Genomic DNA, 20,692 nt, shown 5'->3' on the forward strand with positions numbered 1-20,692 from the left:
GGATCAGGAGGCGGCCGAGGCCGGCTGGCTGCGGAAGCGCGAGCTGCGCCCGTCGATGCCCATCGCCCGCCAGAGCAGGCGGGAGGCGGGATTCATCATCCCGGTGCGCTCAGCGAGCATCCGCACGTCGGCGAAGAGGTCGCGCAGGAACTTCCGCGACTCCGGCGCGCGCCACCACACGTCGCGCACGACCGAGCGCGGGATGCCCATGTCGCGGCGGGCCTTGCGGCCCGGGCGGAGGATCTGGTCGCAGAGCCAGCGCATGATCAGCGGCACGACCAGCGAGAGCACGAACCGCTCGACCCGGCGCAGGCGCGGGGCGCGGTGCTCGAGGTAGGTGTGGGCGAAGCCGATGTGGCGCGCCTCTTCCGCGACGTGGATCTGCATGATCCGCCGCAGCAGCGGGTGCGTGTCGTCCCCGGCGCGCAGCACCGCCTTCTGCACGTGGTCGATCGGCTCCTCGCCGGCGAGCACGCCGTAGAAGAAGCCGAACGGGACCCACTTCGCGAACAGCGGCAGGAACGGCGCCACCGCCCGGAACGCCCAGGTGCCGCCCGCGACGTCCTGACCGGAGCGGTTCACGAACTCCTGGAACATCTGGGTGTGGTGGCACTCCTCGGTCGCCTCGTGGGTGGAGTACCGGAACTCCGGGCTGCCGTTGCGCAGGCCGAACGCGTAGTTCATCAGGCCGCTGATGAGGATCTGCTCGAACTGCAGACCGACCTTGGTGACGTTTGCCTGGCGGTAGAGCCCGATCTCGACCTGTCGCTCCAGCGGCAGCGACCGGTACCACGGGTGGCGCCCGAGCACGTCCCCCGCGGGCAGCACCCAGCGGGGGTCGGCCGGGTCCACGGCGTACGCCGGGTCGTCCCACGCGATGTCGCGGAACGCGTCGAAGTGCTGCTCCACCGACGCCTCCGACAGCGTGCGGAGGGTGTCGTCGTACGAGCGGCCGGTGAGGTCGGTCTGCAGGTCCGTCGCGGTCATGCCGACCACGTTAGTGCGACACCACGTCCGATGTAAATGGGTGTGTGCGACGCGTGTCGCGGGTAAGGGGCCGGATTGCCGGCTCAGCGCTGCGGCAGGGACGACCGAGGCCCGCCCCCGGACGAGCGGGGACGGGCCTCGTGGCCGGAGCGGCGGTACGCCGCCGGCCGGGTCAGACCTGCGTGCGGGCAGCGACGGCCTCGCGGACGCGGGCGATGGCCTCCTCGATCGGCACGCCGTTGTCCTGGCGGCCGTCGCGGTAGCGGAAGGAGACCGCGCCGGCGGCGAGGTCGTCGTCGCCGGCGATCATCATGAACGGCACCTTCTGCAGCTGCGCGTTGCGGATCTTCTTCTGCATCCGGTCGGTGGAGTCGTCGACCTCGACGCGCAGCCCCTCGGTGCGCATCCGCTTGGCGACGTCCCACAGGTAGTCCTCGTGCCGCTCGGCGATCGGGATCGCCTGGACCTGGACCGGGGCGAGCCACGGGGGGAACGCGCCGGCGTAGTGCTCCACGAGCACGCCGAGGAACCGCTCGATCGAGCCGAACTTCGCCGAGTGGATCATCACCGGCTCCTGCCGGGTGCCGTCGGCCGCCTGGTACTCCAGCCCGAAGCGGTGCGGCTGGTTGAAGTCGTACTGGATCGTCGACATCTGCCAGGTCCGGCCGATCGCGTCGCGAGCCTGCACCGACACCTTCGGGCCGTAGAACGCCGCGCCGCCCGGGTCGGGCACGAGCTCGAGGCCGGACTCCTCGCAGACCGCGCGCAGCACGCGGGTGGCGGTCTCCCACTGCTCGTCGGAGCCGATGAACTTGTCGGGCTTGGAGTCGTCGCGGGTCGACATCTCCAGGTAGAAGTCGTCGAGCCCGAAGTCGCGCAGCAGGCCGAGGACGAAGTCGAGCAGGTGCTTGATCTCGCCGGCGGCCTGGTCGGGGGTGACGTAGGAGTGCGAGTCGTCCTGCGCGAAGCCGCGGACGCGGGTCAGGCCGTGCACGACGCCGGACTTCTCGTAGCGGTAGACGTGGCCGAACTCGAAGAGGCGCAGCGGCAGCTCGCGGTAGGACCGGCCGCGCGAGGCGTAGATGAGGTTGTGCATCGGGCAGTTCATCGCCTTCAGCTGGTACTTCGCGCCCTCGAACTCCATCGGCGGGAACATCGTGTCGGCGTAGTAGGGCAGGTGTCCTGAGGTGTGGAACAGCCCGTCCTTGCTGATGTGCGGGGTGCCGACGTAGGAGAAGCCCTCCTCGATGTGGCGCTGGCGGACGTAGTCCTCCATCTCCCGCTTGATGACTCCACCCTTGGGATGGAAGACCGGCAGGCCGGAGCCGAGCTCGTCGGGGAAGCTGAACAGGTCGAGCTCGCGCCCGAGCTTGCGGTGGTCGCGCCGCTCGGCCTCCTCGATCCGGTGCAGGTGCGCCTCGAGCGCCTCCTTGGACTCCCAGGCGGTGCCGTAGATGCGCTGCAGCTGCTTGTTCTTCTCGTCTCCGCGCCAGTACGCCGCGGCGCTGCGCATCAGCTTGAACGCCGGGATCCGCTTGGTGGTCGGCAGGTGCGGGCCGCGGCACAGGTCGCTCCACGCCACGTCGCCGTTGCGGCGGACGTTGTCGTAGATGGTCAGCTCGCCCGCGCCGACCTCGACGCTCGCGCCCTCGGCGGCGTCGTCGCTGGTGCCCGAGCCCTTGAGGCCGATGAGCTCGATCTTGTACGGCTCGTCCTGCAGCTCGCTCAGCGCGTCCGCGTCGGTGGTGACGCGGCGGGAGAACTTCTGGCCCTCCTTGATGATCTTGCGCATCCGGGACTCGATCTTCTCGAGGTCCTCGGGGACGAACGGCGTCTCGACGTCGAAGTCGTAGTAGAAGCCGTCGGTCACCGGCGGGCCGATGCCGAGCCTGGCCTCCGGGAACAGCTCCTGCACGGCCTGCGCCATCACGTGCGCGGTGGAGTGGCGCAGCACGTCGAGCCCGTCGGGGCTGTCGATCGCGACGCCCTCGACCTCGTCGCCGTCGGCGAGCTCGTGCGAGAGGTCGCGCAGCTCGCCGTTGACCCGCGCCGCGATGACGCTCGGGTCCCCGGCGAACAGCTCCCAGGCCTTGGTGCCCGTCGTGGTCGCCTTGTCCTGACGCTCATCGGCGTGGACGAGGACGACTCTCATGTCGGACACGATCTCTCCTGGAGGTTCGGGACGGCGCCGGCCGGTCGGCCGGACGCTCGATGCTATCGACCGGCCGCCCACCGCCTCGCGTCGATATCCCGTGGTGGTCGGGCGCGACCGCTGCGAGGATCCGGGGCGTGACCGGCTCGCCCGATGGACTCCTGCTCGAGACCGACCGCCTGCGCATCCGGCCGTGGCGCCACGACGAGGCGCCCCGCCTGCTCGACATCCTCAGCCGGGTCGAGGTCGCCCGCTGGCTCGCCGACGGACCGCCGCAGCTGATGCAGGACCTGGCCGAGGCGCACGCCCGGATCGACCGGTACGCCGAGCGGTCGGCCACTCCGCCGCGGGGGATCTGGGCGGTGGAGGTGGCGGCGACCGGCGTGGTCGCCGGCACGGTGCTGCTGCTGACGCTGCCGAACGCCGAGGCCGACGAGGTCGAGATCGGCTGGCACCTGCACCCCGACTCGTGGGGCAAGGGGTACGCGAGCGAGGCAGCCCGGGCCGTGCTCGACCACGCGTTCGCCCACGGTCTCGACGAGGTGCTGGCGGTGACCCACCTGGACAACGTCCGATCGCAGGCCGTCATGGCACGCGTCGGCCTGACCGACCGCGGCGTCGTCGAGAAGTGGTACGACGAACCGTCGCGGCTCTTCGGCATCACCGCCGACGAGTGGCACGCGAAGCGCGCGAGGCCGGCTCCCTGAGGGGAACCGGCCTCTGGCCTGCGGCGGTGACGGTGGGCGATACTGGGTTCGAACCAGTGACCTCTTCGGTGTGAACGAAGCGCGCTACCACTGCGCCAATCGCCCGTCCTGCACCCTGCGGTGCGGCCGAAACTGTAGCCCATGCCGGGGGCGCTCTCCCAACCGGCCTTCCGGGCGCGCCCCACCCGGGGTCGTGTGCTCCAGCACGCGCGTGCACGCGTCCGCAGGCACACGACCGGCCCGCCGCCGCGCTCGGGATCAGGCGCCGAGCAGCTCCGGCTCGCGCTCGCGCCACACCCGGACGGCCTCGGAGGTGACCGGGCCGGGCGCCGGGAGCTCGCGGTCGTCCCAGTGGCTGACCGCCTGGACGTCGCGGGTGGTGGAGACGAGGAAGACCTCGCTCGCGTGCTCGATGACGCCGATCGGCTCGTCGACCTCGCGGCCGCCGAACCACTCGAGCACCAGCCCGCGGGTGACGCCGGCCAGGCAGCCGCTCGCGAGGGTGGGGGTCCGCAGCTCGCCCTCGACGACGTAGAAGACGTTCGACCCGGTGCCCTCGCACAGGTCGCCGGCGAGGTTGGCGAAGACCGCCTCGCTCGCCCCTCGACGCCTGGCCTCGGCGAGCGCCACCACGTTCTCGGCGTACGACGTCGTCTTGAGGCCCGCGAGCGCCCCGCGCTCGTTGCGGGGCCAGGGCACGGTGGCGACCCGGGTCACCGGCTCGGCCGGTCCCATGCCGTCGGCGACGACGACCAGCGTCGGCGCGGCGTCGCCGCGACCGGAGCCGAGCGGGGCCGGCCCACCCGTGTAGGTGATGCGCAGCCGGCCGAGCGGCAGGTGCTCGGCGCCCAGCACGGCGTCGACGCCACGGCGTACCGCGTCCGCGTCGAGAGCCGGCAGGCCCAGCCCGGCGGCGCTGCGCTCGAGCCGCTCGAGGTGGCGGCTGAGCGCGAACGGCTGCCCCTCGACGACCTTCACCGCCTCGAAGACCCCGTCCCCGACGGTGAAGCCGTGGTCGCTCACCCCCACCGCGGGAGCGCTCGCATCGGGCAGGAGACGGCCGTCCATCCAGGCGTGCATGACGCCACTGTAGGGAGCAAGCCACCCGTCCGACCCCCTCCCGAAACGCCGACGACACCCCGATTTTGCGCCCCCCAGGGCATCGGCTAATGTTCCTGTCGCACGCCGGCCCCGGCCGGAAGCAAGCGGACGTAGCTCAGTTGGTAGAGCGCAACCTTGCCAAGGTTGAGGTCGCGAGTTCGAGCCTCGTCGTCCGCTCGCAGAGGTCTTTCCACCGGTCCTTCCATGGAAGGACCAGCACGGTGGGTTGGCCGAGAGGCGAGGCAACGGACTGCAAATCCGTCTACACGGGTTCAAATCCCGTACCCACCTCGAGCACAAACTGCAGACTTGGGCGATTGGCGCAGTGGTAGCGCGCTTCCTTGACACGGAAGAGGTCACTGGTTCAAACCCAGTATCGCCCACCAGATCGAACCCCCTGGCCCTCGGCCAGGGGGTTCGCTGGTTTCTCGGGCCCTCCTACTCGGATCGGTGTCGTCCGGGCTCCCGCCTCCTCACGACGTACGCCGCGTGGGCACCGCCCAGCGGATCGTGGTGCCCCGCCCCGGGGCTGAGGTGATGTCGCAGGAGCCGCCGAGCTCGGTGGCGCGCTGGCGCAGGTTGCGCAGACCGGACTCGCGCGCGTCCGCGGGCAGGCCACGCCCGTCGTCGGTGACGGTGAGGACGACCTCGCGGCCGACGACGAGGTGGACGTCGACCGCAGAGGCGTCGGCGTGCCGGCCGGCGTTCGAGAGTGCCTCGCCGAGCACGGCCAGCAGGTGCGGGGCGACCTCGGCGGGCACGAGCGTGCGGACCGGGCCGTCGAGGCGGAGCGTCGGCCGCACCTTCAGGGTCTGCGCGGCCCGGTCGACCAGCCGCTCGACCTCGGCCTGGAGGTCGGAGCGGACGTCGGTCGAGCCAAGCGCGAAGATCGAGCGACGGATGTCCTTGATGGTGGCGTCGAGCTCGTCGACGGCCTCCTCGACCCGGGCGGCGAGCTCGGGCTGCTGGAGCTGCCGGGCGGTGCCCTGGAGGCCGAGGCCGACGGCGAAGAGCCGCTGGATGACGAGGTCGTGGAGGTCGCGGCCGATCCGGTCGCGGTCCTCGAAGACGGCGAGCCGCTGCTGGTCGGCGCGGGCGCGGGCGACCTGCAGCGCGAGGGCGGCCTGCTCGGCGAACGCGGCGGGGTGGGCGAGGTCGAGCTCGCGGTGGCGGTGGGCGTGCGCCGGCGCCCAGCCGAGGACGAGCACGCCGTGCGCCTCGTCGGCGGTGCGCAGCGGCACGGTCAGGGCGGGACCGAGCGCCGGCCAGTCGGCGGCGGCGTGCCCCGCCTCGGTCACGTCGGGCACCGACGACGGCGCGTCCCTCGCGGGGTGCGCCGCGACGCCCGCCGGCACCGGGACCGCGGCGCCGGAGACGGCTACCGCGACGGGGTCGTCCGGGGCGCCGGCGACCACCCACGCGAGGTCGGCGCCGGCGGCCTCGCGGGCCAGGGCGACCACGGCCCGGACGGCGTCGGCGGTCACCTCGTCGACCGGCACGCCGTGGGGGTCCGCACCCGAGAGCAACGAGGTCACCTCGGCGGTGGCGGCCAGCCAGCGCTGCCGGACCTCGGCCTCCTCGTAGAGCCGCGCGTTCTCGATCGCGACGCCGGCGGCCGCGGCGAGGGCGACCACGACCTCCTCGTCGGTCTCGGTGAAATCGACGCCGCCCTCCTTCTCCGTCAGGTAGAGGTTGCCGAAGACCCGGTCGCGGATCCGCACGGGGACGCCGAGGAACGAGCTCATCGGCGGGTGGCCGGCGGGGAAGCCGTACGACGCCGGGTGCTCGGCGAGGTCGTGCAGGCGCAGCGGCTCGGGCCGGTCGATGATGAGGCCGAGGATGCCGTGGCCGCGGGGCAGGTCGCCGATCGTGTGCACGACCTCGGTGTCCATGCCGTGGTGGACGAAGGTGCTGAGCGGCCGGTTCGGTCCGCCACCGATGACGCCCAGCGCGGCGTACTGCGCCCCCACGAGCCGGCTGGCCACCTCGACGATGCGCGAGAGCACCCCGTCGAGGGAGAGGTCGGCGGCCATCGTGACGACCGCGTCGAGCAGCAGCCGCAGCCGCTCCTGCTCGTCGATGACGCCCTGGACCCGGCCGAGCACCTCGCGCAGCAGCTCGTCGAACCCGGCGGTGTGCAGGTCCGGTGAGCCGTCGTCCGCCGCCATGGCCCGCACCGTAGCGTGCCGGGCCCTTGGTCCCGGGACACCGTGACCTTGCGCCCTGCCGCCGCCGGCCCGCTGGGCCGGAGGCTGACGGCATGACCACCCCGACCTCGACCGAGCTGCGTGACCTCACCACCCGCGAGTGCTGGGATCTGCTCGCCACCCGCACCCTCGGCCGCATCGCGTGGACGGCCGCCGACGGCCCGGTCGTGCTGCCGGTGAACTACGGCGTGGCGGGCGAGACGCTCTGGATCCGGACGTCGGCGTACGCCGCGTTGGTGCGGGAGGCCGACCAGAGCCCGGTCGCCGTCGAGGTCGACCTCGTCGACGAGACGACGCGCACGGGGTGGAGCGTGCTGGTCCGCGGGACGGCGCACGTGCGCTTCCCGAGCGACGGCGGCGCCACTCCCCCGGACGTCGAGACCTGGCCGGCCGGGCCACGGCCGCTGTGGGTCGTCGTCGACCCGCGCGAGGTGACCGGCCGGCGACTGGTCCCGCGGGACTGACGCGCCCTACCGCTTGTGCTTGGTGGCGTAGATCGCCGCCTGCGTGCGGCTCTCCAGCCCGAGCTTGGCCAACAGCGAGGACACGTAGTTCTTCACGGTCTTCTCGGCGAGGAACAGCCGCTCGCCGATCTGCCGGTTCGTCAGCCCCTCGGCGATGAGGTCGAGGATCTTCTGCTCCTGGCCGGTCAGCCGGTCGATCCCTTCGTCCGTCGGCGGACCGCTCCGCAGTCGGTCGAGCACCTGCGCGGTCACCGCGGGGTCGAGCATCGACTGGCCCTCCGCCACCCGGCGGACGGTGTCGAGCAGGTCCGCGCCGCGCACCTGCTTGAGGAGGTAGCCGGCCGCCCCGGCCATGATCGCAGCGAACAGCGCGTCGTCGTCGTCGTACGACGTCAGGATCAGTGCCTTGATCGCCGCGTCGCGGGAGCGGACCTCGCGGCAGACGTCGATGCCGGACCCGTCCGGGAGGCGGCCGTCGAGGATCGCGACGTCCGGGCGCAGAGCCGGGATGCGGCGCGCGGCCTCCTCCGCGAGCCCGGACTCCCCCACCACCTCGATGTCGCCCTCGCTCTCGAGAAGCTCGCGGATCCCGCGCCGGACGATCTCGTGGTCGTCGAGCAGGTACACGCGGATCTTGGTGGACGTCTCCTCGGCCATGCGGCCGAACCTAGCGCCCACCGGCCCGGGGCACCGAGGCTCTTCGCCCCCGAGTGGTCGGGACCTTGGTCCCTGCCGCCCCACCGCTGGAGGACGCACGCTGGACGAGCACCACCCGCCGTCCGAGGAGCCGACCATGCTGTCCCACGCCACGCGCACCGAGCTCGCCGCCCTCGTCGGGCTCGCCTGCCGGGCGCCCAGCGTGCACAACACCCAGCCCTGGCTGTGGCGCGTCGACGGCAGCGACGAGCACCCGGTGGTCGAGGTGTACGCCGACACCTCGCGCCGGCTGCCGGCCACCGACCCGGCGGGGCGGAACCTGCTCGTCAGCTGCGGTGCGGCGCTGCACCACCTGCGGGTCGGTGCCGCCGCCCACGGCTGGGTGCCCACGGTCGACCGGCTCCCCGACGTACGCCGTGGCGACCTGCTCGCGCGCGTGTCCTTGCAGCGCGGGGAGGTCTCGACGACCGCCGCGCGCGACCTGGCGGCGATCGCGGCGCGGGTCACCGACCGCCGGCGGTTCACGTCGTGGCCGGTGCCGGACAGCCGCGTCGAGCACCTCGCGGCGACCGGCTCGCGGGAGGGCGCCACCGTCGTGCCGCTCCTGGACCTGGCGCGGCGCCACCGCACCGATCTGCTGTTCCTGCGGGCCCGAGCGCAGCAGACCGGGGACCGCCGGCTGCACGAGGAGCAGCGCTCGTGGGTCGACCACGGCGCGCGCGACGGCGTGCCGGCCGCGCTGGTGCCAGCCGGGGGCGGCAGCCGGTTCGAGGACGCCCCGCCCGTCGAGGACGGGGTCGAGCACACCGACGGGGTGCTGGTGGTCGGCACCGCGCACGACGCGCCGCTGGATCACCTGCGCGCCGGCGAGGCGCTGAGCGCGGTGTGGCTGCACGCCACCACCGACCGGCTGTCGGTCGTCCCGCTCAGCCAGGTGGTCGAGGTGCCGGAGACGCGGGCGGCACTGCGCCACGAGGTGCTCGACGGCGCCCTGCACCCGCAGCTGGTCGTGCGGATCGGGTGGCAGGAGATCGCCCGCAGCACGCTGCCGCGGACGCCGCGGCGCGACGTCGACGACGTGCTGCTCGGCTGAGGGCTCTCCGGCCGGGCCCGCGGGGCGGAGGGCCTGCCCGACCGGGACCAAGGTCCCGCCGGCTTGGGGACCGTCGCCCGTGCCGGAGGACCGGGCCGGATTCCTAGCGTGGGCACGCCGGAGAACCGGCGCCAGAACCACGTCAGGAAGAGGGACCGTGGACCCGCTCGACATCGCCCGGTGGCAGTTCGCCATCACGACCGTCTACCACTTCATGTTCGTGCCGATCAGCATCGGCCTCTCGGCGATGGTCGCCGGCTACCAGCTCGCCTGGTTGCGCACCGGCAACACCCAGTGGCTGCGGCTGACGCGCTTCTTCGGGAAGCTCTTCCTCATCAACTTCGCCATCGGCGTGGTGACCGGCATCGTCCAGGAGTTCCAGTTCGGCATGAACTGGAGCGACTACAGCCGTTTCGTCGGTGACGTCTTCGGCGCCCCGCTTGCCATCGAGGGGCTGCTGGCGTTCTTCCTCGAGTCCACGTTCCTCGGCCTGTGGATCTTCGGCTGGGACCGGCTGCCCGCGAAGCTGCACAACGCCTGCATGTGGCTGGTGCACCTCGGGACGCTGTTCTCGGCGTACTTCATCCTCGCCGCGAACTCCTGGATGCAGCACCCGGTCGGCTACGACTACAACCCCGAGACCGGGCGCGCGGAGATGACCGACTTCGCCGCGGTCATGTTGAACAAGGTCCAGCTCGTGACCTTCCCGCACGTCGTGCTGGCGGCGTACATGACCGCCGCCGCGTTCGTCGTCGGCATCGCGTTCTGGCACCTGCGCCGCGAGCAGGCCCTGGACCCGACGAGCACCGAGTCGGGCATGTGGCGCAAGGCCACCCGCACCGGCGCGTGGATCGTGCTCGTCACCGGCCTCGGCGTCGCCGCGATCGGCGACGTCCAGGGCAAGGTGATGACCGAGGTCCAGCCGATGAAGATGGCGGCCGCCGAGGCGCTCTACGAGACCGAGCAGCCTGCGTCGTTCTCACTGCTGACGATTGGCACCCCCGACGGCGAGCAGGAGAAGCTCGCGATCACCATCCCGCGGCTGCTGTCCTTCCTCGCGACCGGCACCACCGACGGCGAGGTCAAGGGCATCCGCGAGCTGCGCGAGACCTACCGGGAGACCTACGGCCAGGACCCCGGTGAGGCGTACTACTCCGCCGGCGACTACACGCCGAACATCCCGACGACGTACTGGACCTTCCGCTTCATGATGGGCCTCGGCTTCCTCGCCATGGGCGTGGCGACCTGGCTGCTCTGGGCGACCCGGAAGGGCCGCGCGCCCGTCGGCCGCCTGCTGTACGTCGCCGTCGTGCTGCTCCCGTTCATGCCCCTGTTCGCCAACTCGATGGGCTGGATCTTCACCGAGATCGGCCGCCAGCCGTGGGCCGTGTTCGGACTGATGACGACCGCCGCGTCGGTCTCCCCCGGCGTCAGCGCCACCGAGATGCTCATCTCGCTGATCACCCTCACCGCGGTCTACGGAGTCCTCGCCGTGGTCGAGGTGCGGTTGTTGCTGACCTACATCCGCAAGGGCGCCGACCCGGTGGCCGAGGACGACCTGCCCTCGGTGCGCACCGACGACGACGCCGACAAGCCCCTCGCCTTCGCCTACTGAGCCGACCCGGCACCCAAGGAAGACCTGCACCCATGGAACTCACCACTGTCTGGTTCGCGCTCATCGCGGTGCTCTGGATGGGCTACTTCGCCCTCGAGGGCTTCGACTTCGGCGTCGGCATGCTGCTGCCCGTCCTCGGCCGCAGCGACCGCGAGCGCCGCGTCCTCATCAACACCATCGGCCCGGTCTGGGACGGCAACGAGGTCTGGCTGCTCGTGGCGGGAGGCGCGACCTTCGCGGCGTTCCCCGAGTGGTACGCCACCCTCTTCAGCGGCTTCTACCTCCCGCTGCTGCTGATCCTGGTCGCGCTGATCGTGCGCGGGCTGGCCTTCGAGTACCGCCACAAGCGCGACGACACGACCTGGAAGTCGCGTTGGGACTCGGCGATCATCGTCGGCTCGTTCGTGCCGGCCTTCCTGTGGGGCGTCGCCTTCGCCAACATCCTGCGCGGGGTGCGGATCGATGCGGAGATGGAGTACGTCGGAGGCTTCTTCGAGCTGCTCAACCCCTACGCGCTGCTCGGCGGCGCGACGACCCTGCTGCTGTTCCTCACCCACGGAGCCGTCTTCGTCTCGCTCAAGACCGACGGCCCGATCCGCCACGAGGCGCGGGCGCTGGCCGCCAAGGCAGGCGTCGCCGCCGCGGCCGTCACGGTGGTGTTCCTCGCCTGGACCCAGCTGCAGACCGGCACCGGCGCCTCCCTGGTCGCCTTCGGCGTCGCTGCCGTCGCGCTCGTCGCCGGCCTGGTGGCGCTGCCCGCCGGTCGCGAGGGCTGGGCGTTCCTGGGGACGTTCGTCGCGATCGCCCTCGGCGTCGCCGGGCTGTTCCTCGCGCTGTTCCCCGACGTGATGCCCACGACCCTCGCCGACGGCACGGGCCTGACGACCACGAACGCCGCCGCGACGGCGTACACCTTGAAGATCATGACCGTCGTCGCGGCGATCTTCACCCCGCTGGTGCTGGCCTACCAGGCGTGGAGCTACTGGGTCTTCCGCAAGCGGATCGCTGTGCACCACATCCCGGAGCCGGTCCTCGCCGGGCGGGGCTCGTGAGGCCGACCGACCCGCGGCTGCGGCGCCAGCTGGCCCCTGCTCGGGGGCCGCTGGCCGGCGTGCTGGCCGCGGGCCTCGCCGGCGCGGTGCTCGTCGTCGGGCAGGCGTGGGTCGTCACCGGACTCGTCGTCGCGGTCGTGCGCTCCGAGCCCCTGGGCGGCTGGGCGCTCGCCGCGGCCGCCGTCCTCGGGCTGCGGGCGCTCAGCGGCTGGAGCGGCGACGTCCTCGCCGCCCGGGCCGCCGCCCGCGTCGGCACCCACCTGCGCCGCCAGGTCGTCGGGGCGTTGCTCCGGCGGGGCACGGCCGGACCCGGCGACGCGGTCCTCCTCACCCGCGGCGTCTCGGCGGCCGAGCCGTACCTCACCCGCTACCTCCCTGCCGTCGTCCTCGCCGGCGTGCTCCCGCTCCTGACCCTCGCGGTCATCGCGACCCAGGACCTGCTGTCCGCGGTGATCGTCGGCGCGACGCTGCCGCTCGTGCCCGTCTTCGGAGCGCTCGTCGGTCTGGCCACGCGCGACAAGGCCAAGCAGCAGTGGCGCGCGATGTCGACGCTGTCCGGCCACTTCCTCGACGTCGTCCGCGGACTGCCCACGCTCGTCGCCCACTGCCGGGCCCGCGCCCAGTCGCGCACGATCGGCGAGGTCACCGACCGCTACCGCCGCGCCTCGCTCGGCACGCTGCGGCTGGCCTTCACCTCCTCCGCCGTGCTCGAGCTGGTCGCGACCCTCTCGGTCGCCCTGGTCGCGGTCACCGTGGGCGTCCGGCTCGCCCACGGCGACCTGGCGCTGACGACCGCCCTCTTCGTGCTGCTGCTCGCCCCCGAGGCTTACTGGCCGCTGCGCCGCGTCGGTGCGGAGTTCCACGCCGCCGCCGAGGGCGTCGCGACGTTCGAGGCCGTCGACGCACTCGTGTCGGCCGCGCCCTCGCCGTCCGCCGAGCCCCCGACCGCCGACCGGGGTGACTCCGGTGATCTCGAGGTCCGCGGCCTCACCGTCACCCACCCGGGCCGCACCGTGCCGGCCGTGGACTCGATCACCACCACCGTCCCGGCGCGCGGGGTCACCGTCGTGACCGGACCGTCGGGCTGCGGCAAGTCCACCCTGCTCGCCGCCCTGGCCGACCTGCTCGCGCACGAGCCGGACGCGGTCACCGTCGGCGGCCGTCCCGCAGCCGGCAACGGCTGGCAGTCGCAGGTGGCGTGGCTACCTCAGCGGCCGGTCTTCGTCGCCGGCACCGTCGCCGACAACCTGCGCCTCGGCACCCCGGACGCCACCGACGACCAGCTGTGGTCCGCGCTGCGCCGCGTCGCGCTCGAGGAGCGCGTCCTCGCGCTTCCCGAGGGGCTGGCCACCCCGCTCGGCGAGGACGGTCTCACCCTCTCCGCCGGCGAGCGCGCCCGCCTGGCGCTGGGCCGGGTGCTCGTCGCCGACCGGCCCTGGGTGCTGCTCGACGAGCCGACCGCCCACCTCGACGACGTGACCGAGCGGGTCATCGTCGACACCGTCGCCGAGCTCGGCCGCACCTCCGGCGTGGTGGTCGTCGCGCACCGGCCCGCCCTCCTCGCCGTCGCCGACCACCACCTCGCGATGACCGCTCCCCGGGCAGCCGAACCCGCCGAGGTGGCACCCCTGCAGGGTCGAGGTGGCACTCCTGCAGGTCCGGCCCCGGCCCGGACCACCGAGCGCGCCGGAGACACTGCTCCCGTCGAGCCGGACCGAGCCGGGAGCCTGTGGCCGGCGACGATCGTCGGCGCGCTGGCCTCCGCGTCCGGGGTCGCGCTCACCGCCACCGCGGGGTGGCTGATCGTCCAGGCCTCGACCCGGCCCGCCGTGCTGACGCTGATGGTCGCGGTCGTCGGGGTGCGGGCCTTCGGCCTGACCCGGCCGGTGCTGCGGTACGCCGAGCGGTTGCGCTCCCACGACGTCGCGCTGCGGCTGCTGGCCCGCCGCCGCGTCGAGGTGTACGACGCGCTGGTGCCGCTGGTGCCGGGTCGTCTCGGCCGCCGTCGCGGCGACCTGCTCGCCTCGGTGGTCGACGACGTGGACGGCGTGGTCGACCGCGAGCTGCGCGTGCGGATGCCCGTGCGGCAGGCCGTCATCGTGGTGCTGCTGGCCGGTGCGGTCGCGACCTGGCTGGCCCCCGGGGCCGGCCTCGTGGTCACGACCGTCGCGGCCCTGGCCGGCGGCACCGCCTTCCTCCTCGCCCGGCTGGGCGCCGACGCCGCGGAGCGCTCGGCCGTCGAGCACCGGGCCGCGCTCTCCGAGGCCGCCGTCGAGGTCACCTCGGTGCTGCCGGAGCTGGTGATGTGGCAGGCCGGGGGCCGGGCCGCGGACCGGGTCGGCGGCCTGAGCGACCGGCTGGGCGGCTCGACGCTGCGCTCGGGGGCGTGGACCGGCGCGGCCCGGGCCGCCGTGCTCGCGGCCACCGGCGGATCGCTCGCGCTGACCGCCTCGGTCGCGGCCGACGCGGTGGTGGCCGGCGGGATCTCCGGACCGATGGCAGCCCTGCTGGTGCTGCTCCCCCTGGCGCTCGCCGACGTGCTGCTCCCGCTCGCCGATGCCGGTGCGCTCTCCTCGCGCACCACCGCCGCGGCCGCCCGGCTGCACGACCTCGAGCACCAGGCACCCGCGGTCCGGGCGACGGTCGCGACCGCCGAGCCGGACGGGCACCGGGTCGAGGTCGACGACGTCCGCGGCGGCTGGGACGGCGCCCGCACCGGCCTGCGCGCGGCGACCTTCGACGTCGCGCCCGGCGACCGGGTCGGCGTGGTCGGGCCCTCCGGGGCGGGGAAGAGCACCCTCGCTGCGTTGCTGCTCCGCTTCCTCGACCCGGCCGCGGGCACGGTCCGGCTGGGCGGCGCGCGCACCACCGACGTCCTGCCTGACGACGTACGCCGTCTGGTGGGGCTGGTCGACGACGACCCGCACGTCTTCGCCAGCACGCTCGTCGAGAACGTGCGTCTCGCCCGGCCCGGCGCCAGCGACGCCGACGTCGAGGACGCGCTGCGTCGCGCCCGGCTCGGCCGCTGGCTCGACGCGCTGCCCGACGGCCTGCACACCTGGGTCGGCGAGGGCCACGCGCAGGTCTCCGGCGGCGAGCGCGCCCGGATCGCGGTGGCCCGCTCGCTGCTGGCCGCCCACCCGGTCCTCGTCCTCGACGAGCCCACCGCGCACCTCGACACCGCCACGGCCGGCGAGCTGGTCACCGAGCTGCTGACCGGTCCGCGGGAGCGGAGCCTGGTGTGGATCACCCACGACGGCAGCGGGCTCGACCTGGTCGACGCTGTCGTCGACCTGGGCGCACGGGTCGGCTCCGGGGACGCGGACCCGAGCCGGGTCAGGTGAGCCGGCGGAAGTCCTGGGCGCGGACCGGGTCCCAGCCGGTGCCCAGGCTGCGACCGGTGAGCTCGGTCCAGACCAGGCGCACCACGACCGTGCGCTCGCCGGGCGCCCAGGTCCGAGGCGGGCGGGTCCGCTCGAGGTCGGCGATCGCCTCGGGGTCCGCCGGCTCGTGCAGCGGACCGCGTGCCATCACGCTCCAGCCGCGCTGGTCGGCGTGGTCCACGCCGTCGACCTCGAAGGCGACCGGACCGCCCGGCTGGTCCCGCACGAACTGCGCCAGCGCCGAACCCGGCAGGGTCCGCACCAGCACCGCCTCGTCCAGCACGCTGTAGTTCACCGGGTGCAGCCGCGGACCGTCGTGCGCCCAGAACGCGATCCGCCCCACCACGCCGCGCTCCAGCAGCGTGCGGCACTCGTCCTCGTCCAGCTCCCGCTCCGACCTCATGCACCGATGGTGCCCGACGCCCGGGCCTTTGGTCCCGGGCAGGAAGGGCCCTCCGCCTGTGGGCGCGACCACAGCGCCCGCGGGAACGTGGAGCCATGGAAGAGACCACCACCCAGATCCCCGCCGGGAGCGTCGTCGTCGGCGTCGACGGCTCCGCCCACGCCGCGGCCGCGGTCACCTGGGCCGCCGACCAGGCCGTCGCCGACGGCCGCCGGCTGGTCCTGCTGCACGCCGCGGACCCGCTGAACACCCAAACGAGCATGTGGCTGACCTCCATGGCCGTCGACCCCGCGGAGGTACGCCGCGACATCGAGGCCGCGGGCCGTGACCTGCTGGCGCGCACCGCCGCCGCGGTCGCCACGACCCACCCGGGCGTCGAGGTGCTCCAGGTCCTGCGGCTTGTCGACCCGCGCCAGGCGCTCATCGACGCCTCGGTCGTCGCCGACGCCGTCGTCGTCGGCTCCCACGGTCGCGGGCCGGTCACCAGCCTGCTCCTCGGCTCGGTCGGCGTCGCCGTGGCCCGCCACGCGACCGGCCCGGTCGTCGTCGTGCGGCCCACCCGCCCCGGGGACACCCGCCGCGGGGTCCTCGTCGGCGTGGACGGCACCGAGCGCTCGCTGCCGGCCCTCGAGGCGGCGTACCGCCACGCCTCGACGCGGCGCCTGCCGCTCACCGTCGTCCACTGCTTCTGGGACGTCGTCGCCGCCAGCACCACCGCGCACGTCGTGCCGGTGACCGGCTCCGAGCTCGACGACCTGCGCCGCCTGGTCGCCGAGAGCGTCGCCGGCATGTCGGAGAAGTTCCCCGACGTCGAGGTCACCCTCGAGCTGGCCCGCGGCCTCGCCGAGGAGGTCATCGGCCGCGAGTCCGCGGCGCGTGACCTCGTCGTCGTCGGCCGCCACCACGCCGGCCCCCTCACCGCCCTGCTGCGCGGCTCGGTGAGCACCGCCGTCGTCGAGCACGCCACCTGCCCGGTCCTCGTCGTCCCCGACGCGGACTGAGCGCTCCACCACCCATCGCCCGCTCCACAGAAGAGAGAAGGAGGTCACGACATGACCACCACCGCACACACCCACCGCACCGCCCGGACCGTCGCGCCGGAGCAGGGGGGCCAGGTCGTGTCGGCCTTCGCCGCCCGCGCCCTCGCCGTCACGCGGATCGGCTTCGGCCTCACCTTCCTGTGGGCCTTCCTCGACAAGCTGCTCGCCCTCGGGTTCGGCACCGGCCGCGACGAGACCGGCGCCGTCGACCAGTTCGGCGACGCCGCGTGGGTCAACGGCGGCAGCCCCACCGAGGGCTTCCTCGCCTTCGGCGCCGACGGCCCGTTCAAGGACCTCTACGGCAGCATCGCCGGCGCCTGGTGGGCCGACACCCTCTTCATGGTCGGTCTGCTCGGCATCGGCCTCGCGCTCACCCTGGGGATCGGGATGCGCATCGCCGCTGCCACCGGCGCCCTGCTCTACGTCCTGATGTGGACCGTCGTCCTGCCCCCGGAGAACAACCCGGTCCTCGACGACCACCTGCTCGCGGCCGCCACCCTCGTCGTCCTGGGCGCCCTCGCCGCTGGCGACACGTGGGGCCTCGGCAGGGTCTGGGCCCGCACCTCGCTCGTCGAGCGGTTCCCCGTCCTGCGCTGATCCTGCGCTGGCCCTGCACCGACCCGCAGGCACGCGAACGCCCCGGCGCCGTCACGGCGCCGGGGCGTTCGTCTGCGTGGGTCCCGGGACCGGTCGCGCTCAGTCGTCCTGCGGCAGGTCGGGCGCCTCGAAGTCGGAGGGCTCGTCCTCGATCATGTAGTTCGGGTCCTTCTCGATCGCCGCGACGGTCCGCGCGATCCAGTCGTCGTCGGAGGTCTCGATCTCGCGCTCGGCGAGCTGCTCGCGCAGGTAGGTCGCGAGGTCCTCGCTCACGCCGGAGTCCTTGGCGACCGAGGTCGCGTCGACGGCAGCCTGGAGGTCGGAGTTGTAGGTGGCCATGCCGGCGCAGTGCCCGTCGCGCGTCCGAGCGAAACGGAACCGACCCGGGAGCAGCGGCGTTCCCGGGTCGGCCCGTCTCCAACGATGACGCGGAGGTGGTTGCGCCACCTCCCCGACGCCCAGCACCGCGGAGCAGCAGCTCGCGCGCTCCCGCTTTCCGTGACCGGGAGCTGGTGTGCTGCCGGGACCAACGACGCGCATCGAGGAGGGGTACGCCGTCCTGCCGCGGCGTACGCCACACGGTGCGGGTGGTCTGGACCGAGGCGGGTCTCCCGGGACGCCATTCACGTGATGATGGCGTCCCGGGACCCACGGCTCCGCCCTCCCCATGACTACCGGAGCAGCGCTCCCATCGTGTCGGCGCGGCACCGGCGGCGCCCAGGGGTGTCCGGACGGAGCCCCCATGGCCCGGACGGGCCATGGGGCGGGACCGAGCGGACGTTTCCGCGGTTCTCGGGACGACCGTCGGCGACGCGCGCTAGTCTCGGTCCTGCCGAGCCGCTGGTGACCCGAGACGCCAGCGGCTCGGCCTTGTCGTTCCTGGGGTCACAGCATCACAGCGGCGTCAGCCGCGCCGACGGCAGCCACTCCTCCACCAGGCCCCAGACGCCCGGGCGGAGCAGCGCGCCGTACACGACCCGGCCCTCCCACCCCGACGGCGTCTGCCGCCACTCGACGAGCAGGCCGGGTCGCTTCGCGCCGCCGCCGGACCCGTCGGCGACCCAGCAGTGGCGCGACGGTCCGGACATGGCCCGAATGATAGGCCAGGATCGAACACGTGTTCGACTGCGGGCGCCGCGGCTCAGTCGGAATCGGCGACGTCCTCGTTGTGCGTGCCGGGGCGCGGCGCCCACGGCAGCTCCTTGGCCGGCCGGACGACGACCAGCCGGTCGCCGCGGGCCAGCAGGGTGACGACCGGGTCGAAGTAGCGGTAGACCTTCTCGTCGCGCACGACGGCGATGACCTGGTCCGGCAGGGACTGGGGCTGCTTGCCGACCTCGTTGACCAGCAGGTCGCGCTCGGCCACCTCGAGCCCCTCGCCGTAGGCGAGCAGGTCCTCCATCACCGAGCCGAGCGACGGCGACAGCGACGAGAGCCCCAGCAGCCGGCCGACCGCGTCGGAGGAGGTGATGACGGAGTTCGCGCCGGACTGCTTCATCAACGGGGCGTTCTCCTGCTCGCGCGCCGCCACGACGATCCAGCAGTCCGGGTTCAGCTGGCGCACGGTCAGCGTGGCCAGCACGTTCGAGGCGTCGCTGTCACTGGTGATGATGACCTGGTCGGCCTCCCCCGCCCCGGCCCGTCGCAGCACGTCGCGGCGTGTCGCGTCACCGGTGACGACCGCGAGGCCGTCGGCGTGGGCGTCCTGCAGCGCGACCGGGCTGGGGTCGACGACGACGACGTTCTCCCGGGCCAGCCCGTTGTTCACGAGCGTGTCGACCGCGCTGCGCCCCTTCGTGCCGTAGCCGACGACGACGACGTGGTGACCCATGTGCTTCCTCCAACGGGCGACGCGGAACATCTCGCGACCCTGCGAGGCGAGGACCTCCAGGGTGGTGCCGATGAGCAGCACCAGGAACGCGATGCGGGCGGGGGTGATGACGAAGGCGTTGATCAGCCGTGCCCCGTCGGTGACCGGTGCGATGTCGCCGTACCCGGTCGTCGACAGCGTGACCGTCGTGTAGTAGATCGCGTCGATCAGGCTGATCGTGTTCGTGGGGTCGTTGCCGTCGCGGTAGCCCTCGCGGTCGAGGTAGACCAGCAGCACCGTGCCGACGAGGATCGAGAGGGCGGCCAGCAGCCGGCGGCCGAGCTCCCACCACGGCGAGCGCACCCGCTCCGGGAGCGAGACCAGGCCCCGGCCCTGCACCGGCAGGGGCTGCCCGGAGTTCGGGTCCATGTCGCTCGGCACGCGAGGAACCTACCGGTCCTTCCCACCCAGGTGACGCAGCCGGGCCACGAGCTCGAGCCGCGCCCGCGTGGTGGAGTTCTGCGGGAAGACGGTGTCGAAGGCCGCGTTGACGGCCGCACCGATGAGCACCGCGATCGCCACGATGTAGAGCCACAGCAGCACCGCGATCGGCGCCGCCAGCGGCCCGTAGATCGACTTGGAGTCCGCCGCGGTGACGGTGAGCACCCAGCGCAGCACGTAGGAACCGAGGATCCAGGCGACGAGCGAGAACGTCGCGCCGGGCAGGTTGAAGCTCCAGTTCGTCCGCACCGGGACCGACACGTGGTAGAGCGTGGCCAGGAAGCAGATGCAGACGATCGAGACGGCCGGCCAGTAGAAGGTCAGCAGGAAGTCCAGGGAGTCCGGCAGCGCGTCGCGCACCAGGGACGGGCCGGCCACCATCAGCGGGATCGAGAAGACGCCGGTGATCAGCGCCAGCACGTAGAGGACGAACGACAGCGCGCGGGTCTCGATGATCCCGCGGTGGCCGCCGAGCCCGTGCATGATCGTGATGGTGTCGACGAAGACGTTGAGTGCCCGCGAGCCCGACCACAGCGCCAGCACGAACCCCAGCGAGATGACGTCGAACCGGCCGCCGCGCAGCACGTCGTTCATCGTCGGCACGATCACGCCGTCGACGGCGCGGTCGGTCAGCAGCCGCGAGGACAGGTCGATGACCGCCTGGCGCACGTCCTCGACCTGCGTCGGGCTGAACTGCTCGGTGACGTAGCCGATCGCGCCCGCCATCGCGAAGATCAGCGGCGGCACCGAGAGCACCGCGAAGAACGCGCCCTCGGCCGCGAGACCGGTGACGCGGTAGCGCATGCAGGCGCCGACCGTCGTCACGACCAGGCGCCACACGGTGTGCCGGAACCGGGTCAGCCAGGCGCCCACGGCGGCCATCGGGTCAGGTCGACCCCGACCCTCCCGCTGCCCCGCCGACC

Annotated in this window: 18 protein-coding genes and 4 tRNA genes; 11 read left to right on the plus strand and 11 right to left on the minus strand. The window is 73.3% G+C overall.

What is annotated here, in order from left to right; translation table 11 throughout:
- Positions 1-3 precede the first annotated feature (3 nt).
- Positions 4-987 (minus strand): diiron oxygenase, encoded by a 984-nt coding sequence (locus tag G6553_RS02850; protein WP_166188986.1) that lies wholly within the window; start codon positions 985-987, stop codon positions 4-6.
- A 172-nt stretch (positions 988-1,159) separates the two neighbouring features.
- The gene (gene thrS / locus G6553_RS02855) at positions 1,160-3,148 is read right to left on the minus strand and encodes a threonine--tRNA ligase (protein WP_166188988.1); all 1,989 of its coding nucleotides are present in this window, start codon (positions 3,146-3,148) and stop codon (positions 1,160-1,162) included.
- A 128-nt stretch (positions 3,149-3,276) separates the two neighbouring features.
- Between thrS and G6553_RS02860 the strand changes: the two genes are divergently transcribed.
- A complete protein-coding gene (locus G6553_RS02860) occupies positions 3,277-3,846 on the plus strand; it encodes a GNAT family N-acetyltransferase (protein ID WP_207619274.1) in 570 nt (189 codons plus the stop codon).
- Positions 3,847-3,879: 33 nt separating this feature from the next.
- On the opposite strand, the gene G6553_RS02865 is transcribed toward G6553_RS02860, so the two are convergent.
- Both G6553_RS02865 and G6553_RS02870 read right to left on the minus strand, forming a co-directional pair.
- A tRNA-Val gene (locus G6553_RS02865) sits at positions 3,880-3,951 on the minus strand.
- A 153-nt stretch (positions 3,952-4,104) separates the two neighbouring features.
- Entirely contained in the window at positions 4,105-4,926 is an 822-nt protein-coding gene (locus G6553_RS02870; RefSeq protein ID WP_166188991.1) for an aminotransferase class IV, read from the minus strand.
- Positions 4,927-5,051: 125 nt separating this feature from the next.
- Between G6553_RS02870 and G6553_RS02875 the strand changes: the two genes are divergently transcribed.
- The 3 genes from G6553_RS02875 to G6553_RS02885 all read left to right on the plus strand — a co-directional run bounded on the left by G6553_RS02875 (position 5,052) and on the right by G6553_RS02885 (position 5,333).
- Positions 5,052-5,124 (plus strand) — tRNA-Gly (locus tag G6553_RS02875).
- 43 nt (positions 5,125-5,167) lie between these two features.
- A tRNA-Cys gene (locus tag G6553_RS02880) sits at positions 5,168-5,238 on the plus strand.
- Between the two features lie 20 nt (positions 5,239-5,258).
- Positions 5,259-5,333 (plus strand) — tRNA-Val (locus G6553_RS02885).
- Between the two features lie 87 nt (positions 5,334-5,420).
- Here the strand turns inward: G6553_RS02885 and G6553_RS02890 are convergent.
- Positions 5,421-7,115 carry a GAF domain-containing protein gene (locus G6553_RS02890; protein ID WP_166188993.1) on the minus strand — a complete coding sequence of 565 codons (1,695 nt, stop codon included), beginning with the start codon at positions 7,113-7,115 and terminating at the stop codon, positions 5,421-5,423.
- A 92-nt stretch (positions 7,116-7,207) separates the two neighbouring features.
- Between G6553_RS02890 and G6553_RS02895 the strand changes: the two genes are divergently transcribed.
- A complete protein-coding gene (locus tag G6553_RS02895; RefSeq protein WP_166188995.1) occupies positions 7,208-7,618 on the plus strand; it encodes a pyridoxamine 5'-phosphate oxidase family protein in 411 nt (136 codons plus the stop codon).
- Positions 7,619-7,624: 6 nt separating this feature from the next.
- On the opposite strand, the gene G6553_RS02900 is transcribed toward G6553_RS02895, so the two are convergent.
- Positions 7,625-8,275 carry a response regulator transcription factor gene (locus G6553_RS02900; RefSeq protein ID WP_166188997.1) on the minus strand — a complete coding sequence of 217 codons (651 nt, stop codon included), beginning with the start codon at positions 8,273-8,275 and terminating at the stop codon, positions 7,625-7,627.
- Positions 8,276-8,411: 136 nt separating this feature from the next.
- Between G6553_RS02900 and G6553_RS02905 the strand changes: the two genes are divergently transcribed.
- The 4 genes from G6553_RS02905 to cydD all read left to right on the plus strand — a co-directional run bounded on the left by G6553_RS02905 (position 8,412) and on the right by cydD (position 15,379).
- On the plus strand, positions 8,412-9,368 hold the full coding sequence (locus tag G6553_RS02905) for an NAD(P)H nitroreductase (RefSeq protein ID WP_166188999.1): 957 nt from the start codon (positions 8,412-8,414) through the stop codon (positions 9,366-9,368).
- 157 nt (positions 9,369-9,525) lie between these two features.
- Positions 9,526-10,983 (plus strand): cytochrome ubiquinol oxidase subunit I, encoded by a 1,458-nt coding sequence (locus G6553_RS02910; RefSeq protein ID WP_166189001.1) that lies wholly within the window; start codon positions 9,526-9,528, stop codon positions 10,981-10,983.
- A 32-nt stretch (positions 10,984-11,015) separates the two neighbouring features.
- Positions 11,016-12,035, plus strand: a complete 1,020-nt coding sequence (gene cydB / locus G6553_RS02915) for a cytochrome d ubiquinol oxidase subunit II (protein ID WP_166189003.1) — start codon at positions 11,016-11,018, stop codon at positions 12,033-12,035.
- Positions 12,032-15,379 carry a thiol reductant ABC exporter subunit CydD gene (gene cydD / locus G6553_RS02920; RefSeq protein ID WP_166189005.1) on the plus strand — a complete coding sequence of 1,116 codons (3,348 nt, stop codon included), beginning with the start codon at positions 12,032-12,034 and terminating at the stop codon, positions 15,377-15,379. Before cydB ends, cydD begins: the two co-directional genes overlap by 4 nt.
- Here cydD and G6553_RS02925 read toward each other — a convergent pair.
- Positions 15,372-15,821 carry a pyridoxamine 5'-phosphate oxidase family protein gene (locus G6553_RS02925; RefSeq protein ID WP_166189007.1) on the minus strand — a complete coding sequence of 150 codons (450 nt, stop codon included), beginning with the start codon at positions 15,819-15,821 and terminating at the stop codon, positions 15,372-15,374. The two genes, cydD and G6553_RS02925, sit on opposite strands and share 8 nt — an antisense overlap.
- 95 nt (positions 15,822-15,916) lie before the next feature.
- On the opposite strand from G6553_RS02925, the gene G6553_RS02930 reads away from it, so the two are divergent.
- Both G6553_RS02930 and G6553_RS02935 read left to right on the plus strand, forming a co-directional pair.
- Positions 15,917-16,822: a universal stress protein gene (locus tag G6553_RS02930; protein ID WP_166189009.1), complete on the plus strand. Its 906-nt coding sequence runs from the start codon at positions 15,917-15,919 to the stop codon at positions 16,820-16,822.
- Between the two features lie 51 nt (positions 16,823-16,873).
- Positions 16,874-17,458: a hypothetical protein gene (locus tag G6553_RS02935; RefSeq protein ID WP_242679918.1), complete on the plus strand. Its 585-nt coding sequence runs from the start codon at positions 16,874-16,876 to the stop codon at positions 17,456-17,458.
- Between the two features lie 99 nt (positions 17,459-17,557).
- On the opposite strand, the gene G6553_RS02940 is transcribed toward G6553_RS02935, so the two are convergent.
- The 4 genes from G6553_RS02940 to G6553_RS02955 all read right to left on the minus strand — a co-directional run bounded on the left by G6553_RS02940 (position 17,558) and on the right by G6553_RS02955 (position 20,651).
- Complete coding sequence (locus G6553_RS02940; protein ID WP_166189011.1) at positions 17,558-17,797, minus strand: hypothetical protein; 240 nt, start codon at positions 17,795-17,797, stop codon at positions 17,558-17,560.
- A gap of 554 nt (positions 17,798-18,351) precedes the next feature.
- Positions 18,352-18,546 carry a hypothetical protein gene (locus G6553_RS02945; RefSeq protein WP_166189012.1) on the minus strand — a complete coding sequence of 65 codons (195 nt, stop codon included), beginning with the start codon at positions 18,544-18,546 and terminating at the stop codon, positions 18,352-18,354.
- Positions 18,547-18,599: 53 nt separating this feature from the next.
- Positions 18,600-19,697, minus strand: a complete 1,098-nt coding sequence (locus G6553_RS02950; protein WP_166189088.1) for a potassium channel family protein — start codon at positions 19,695-19,697, stop codon at positions 18,600-18,602.
- 21 nt (positions 19,698-19,718) lie between these two features.
- Entirely contained in the window at positions 19,719-20,651 is a 933-nt protein-coding gene (locus tag G6553_RS02955; protein ID WP_242679919.1) for a YihY/virulence factor BrkB family protein, read from the minus strand.
- Between the last annotated feature and the right edge of the window lie 41 nt (positions 20,652-20,692).

This window comes from Nocardioides sp. IC4_145 (genome assembly GCF_011250565.1).
Classification (GTDB): domain Bacteria; phylum Actinomycetota; class Actinomycetes; order Propionibacteriales; family Nocardioidaceae; genus Nocardioides.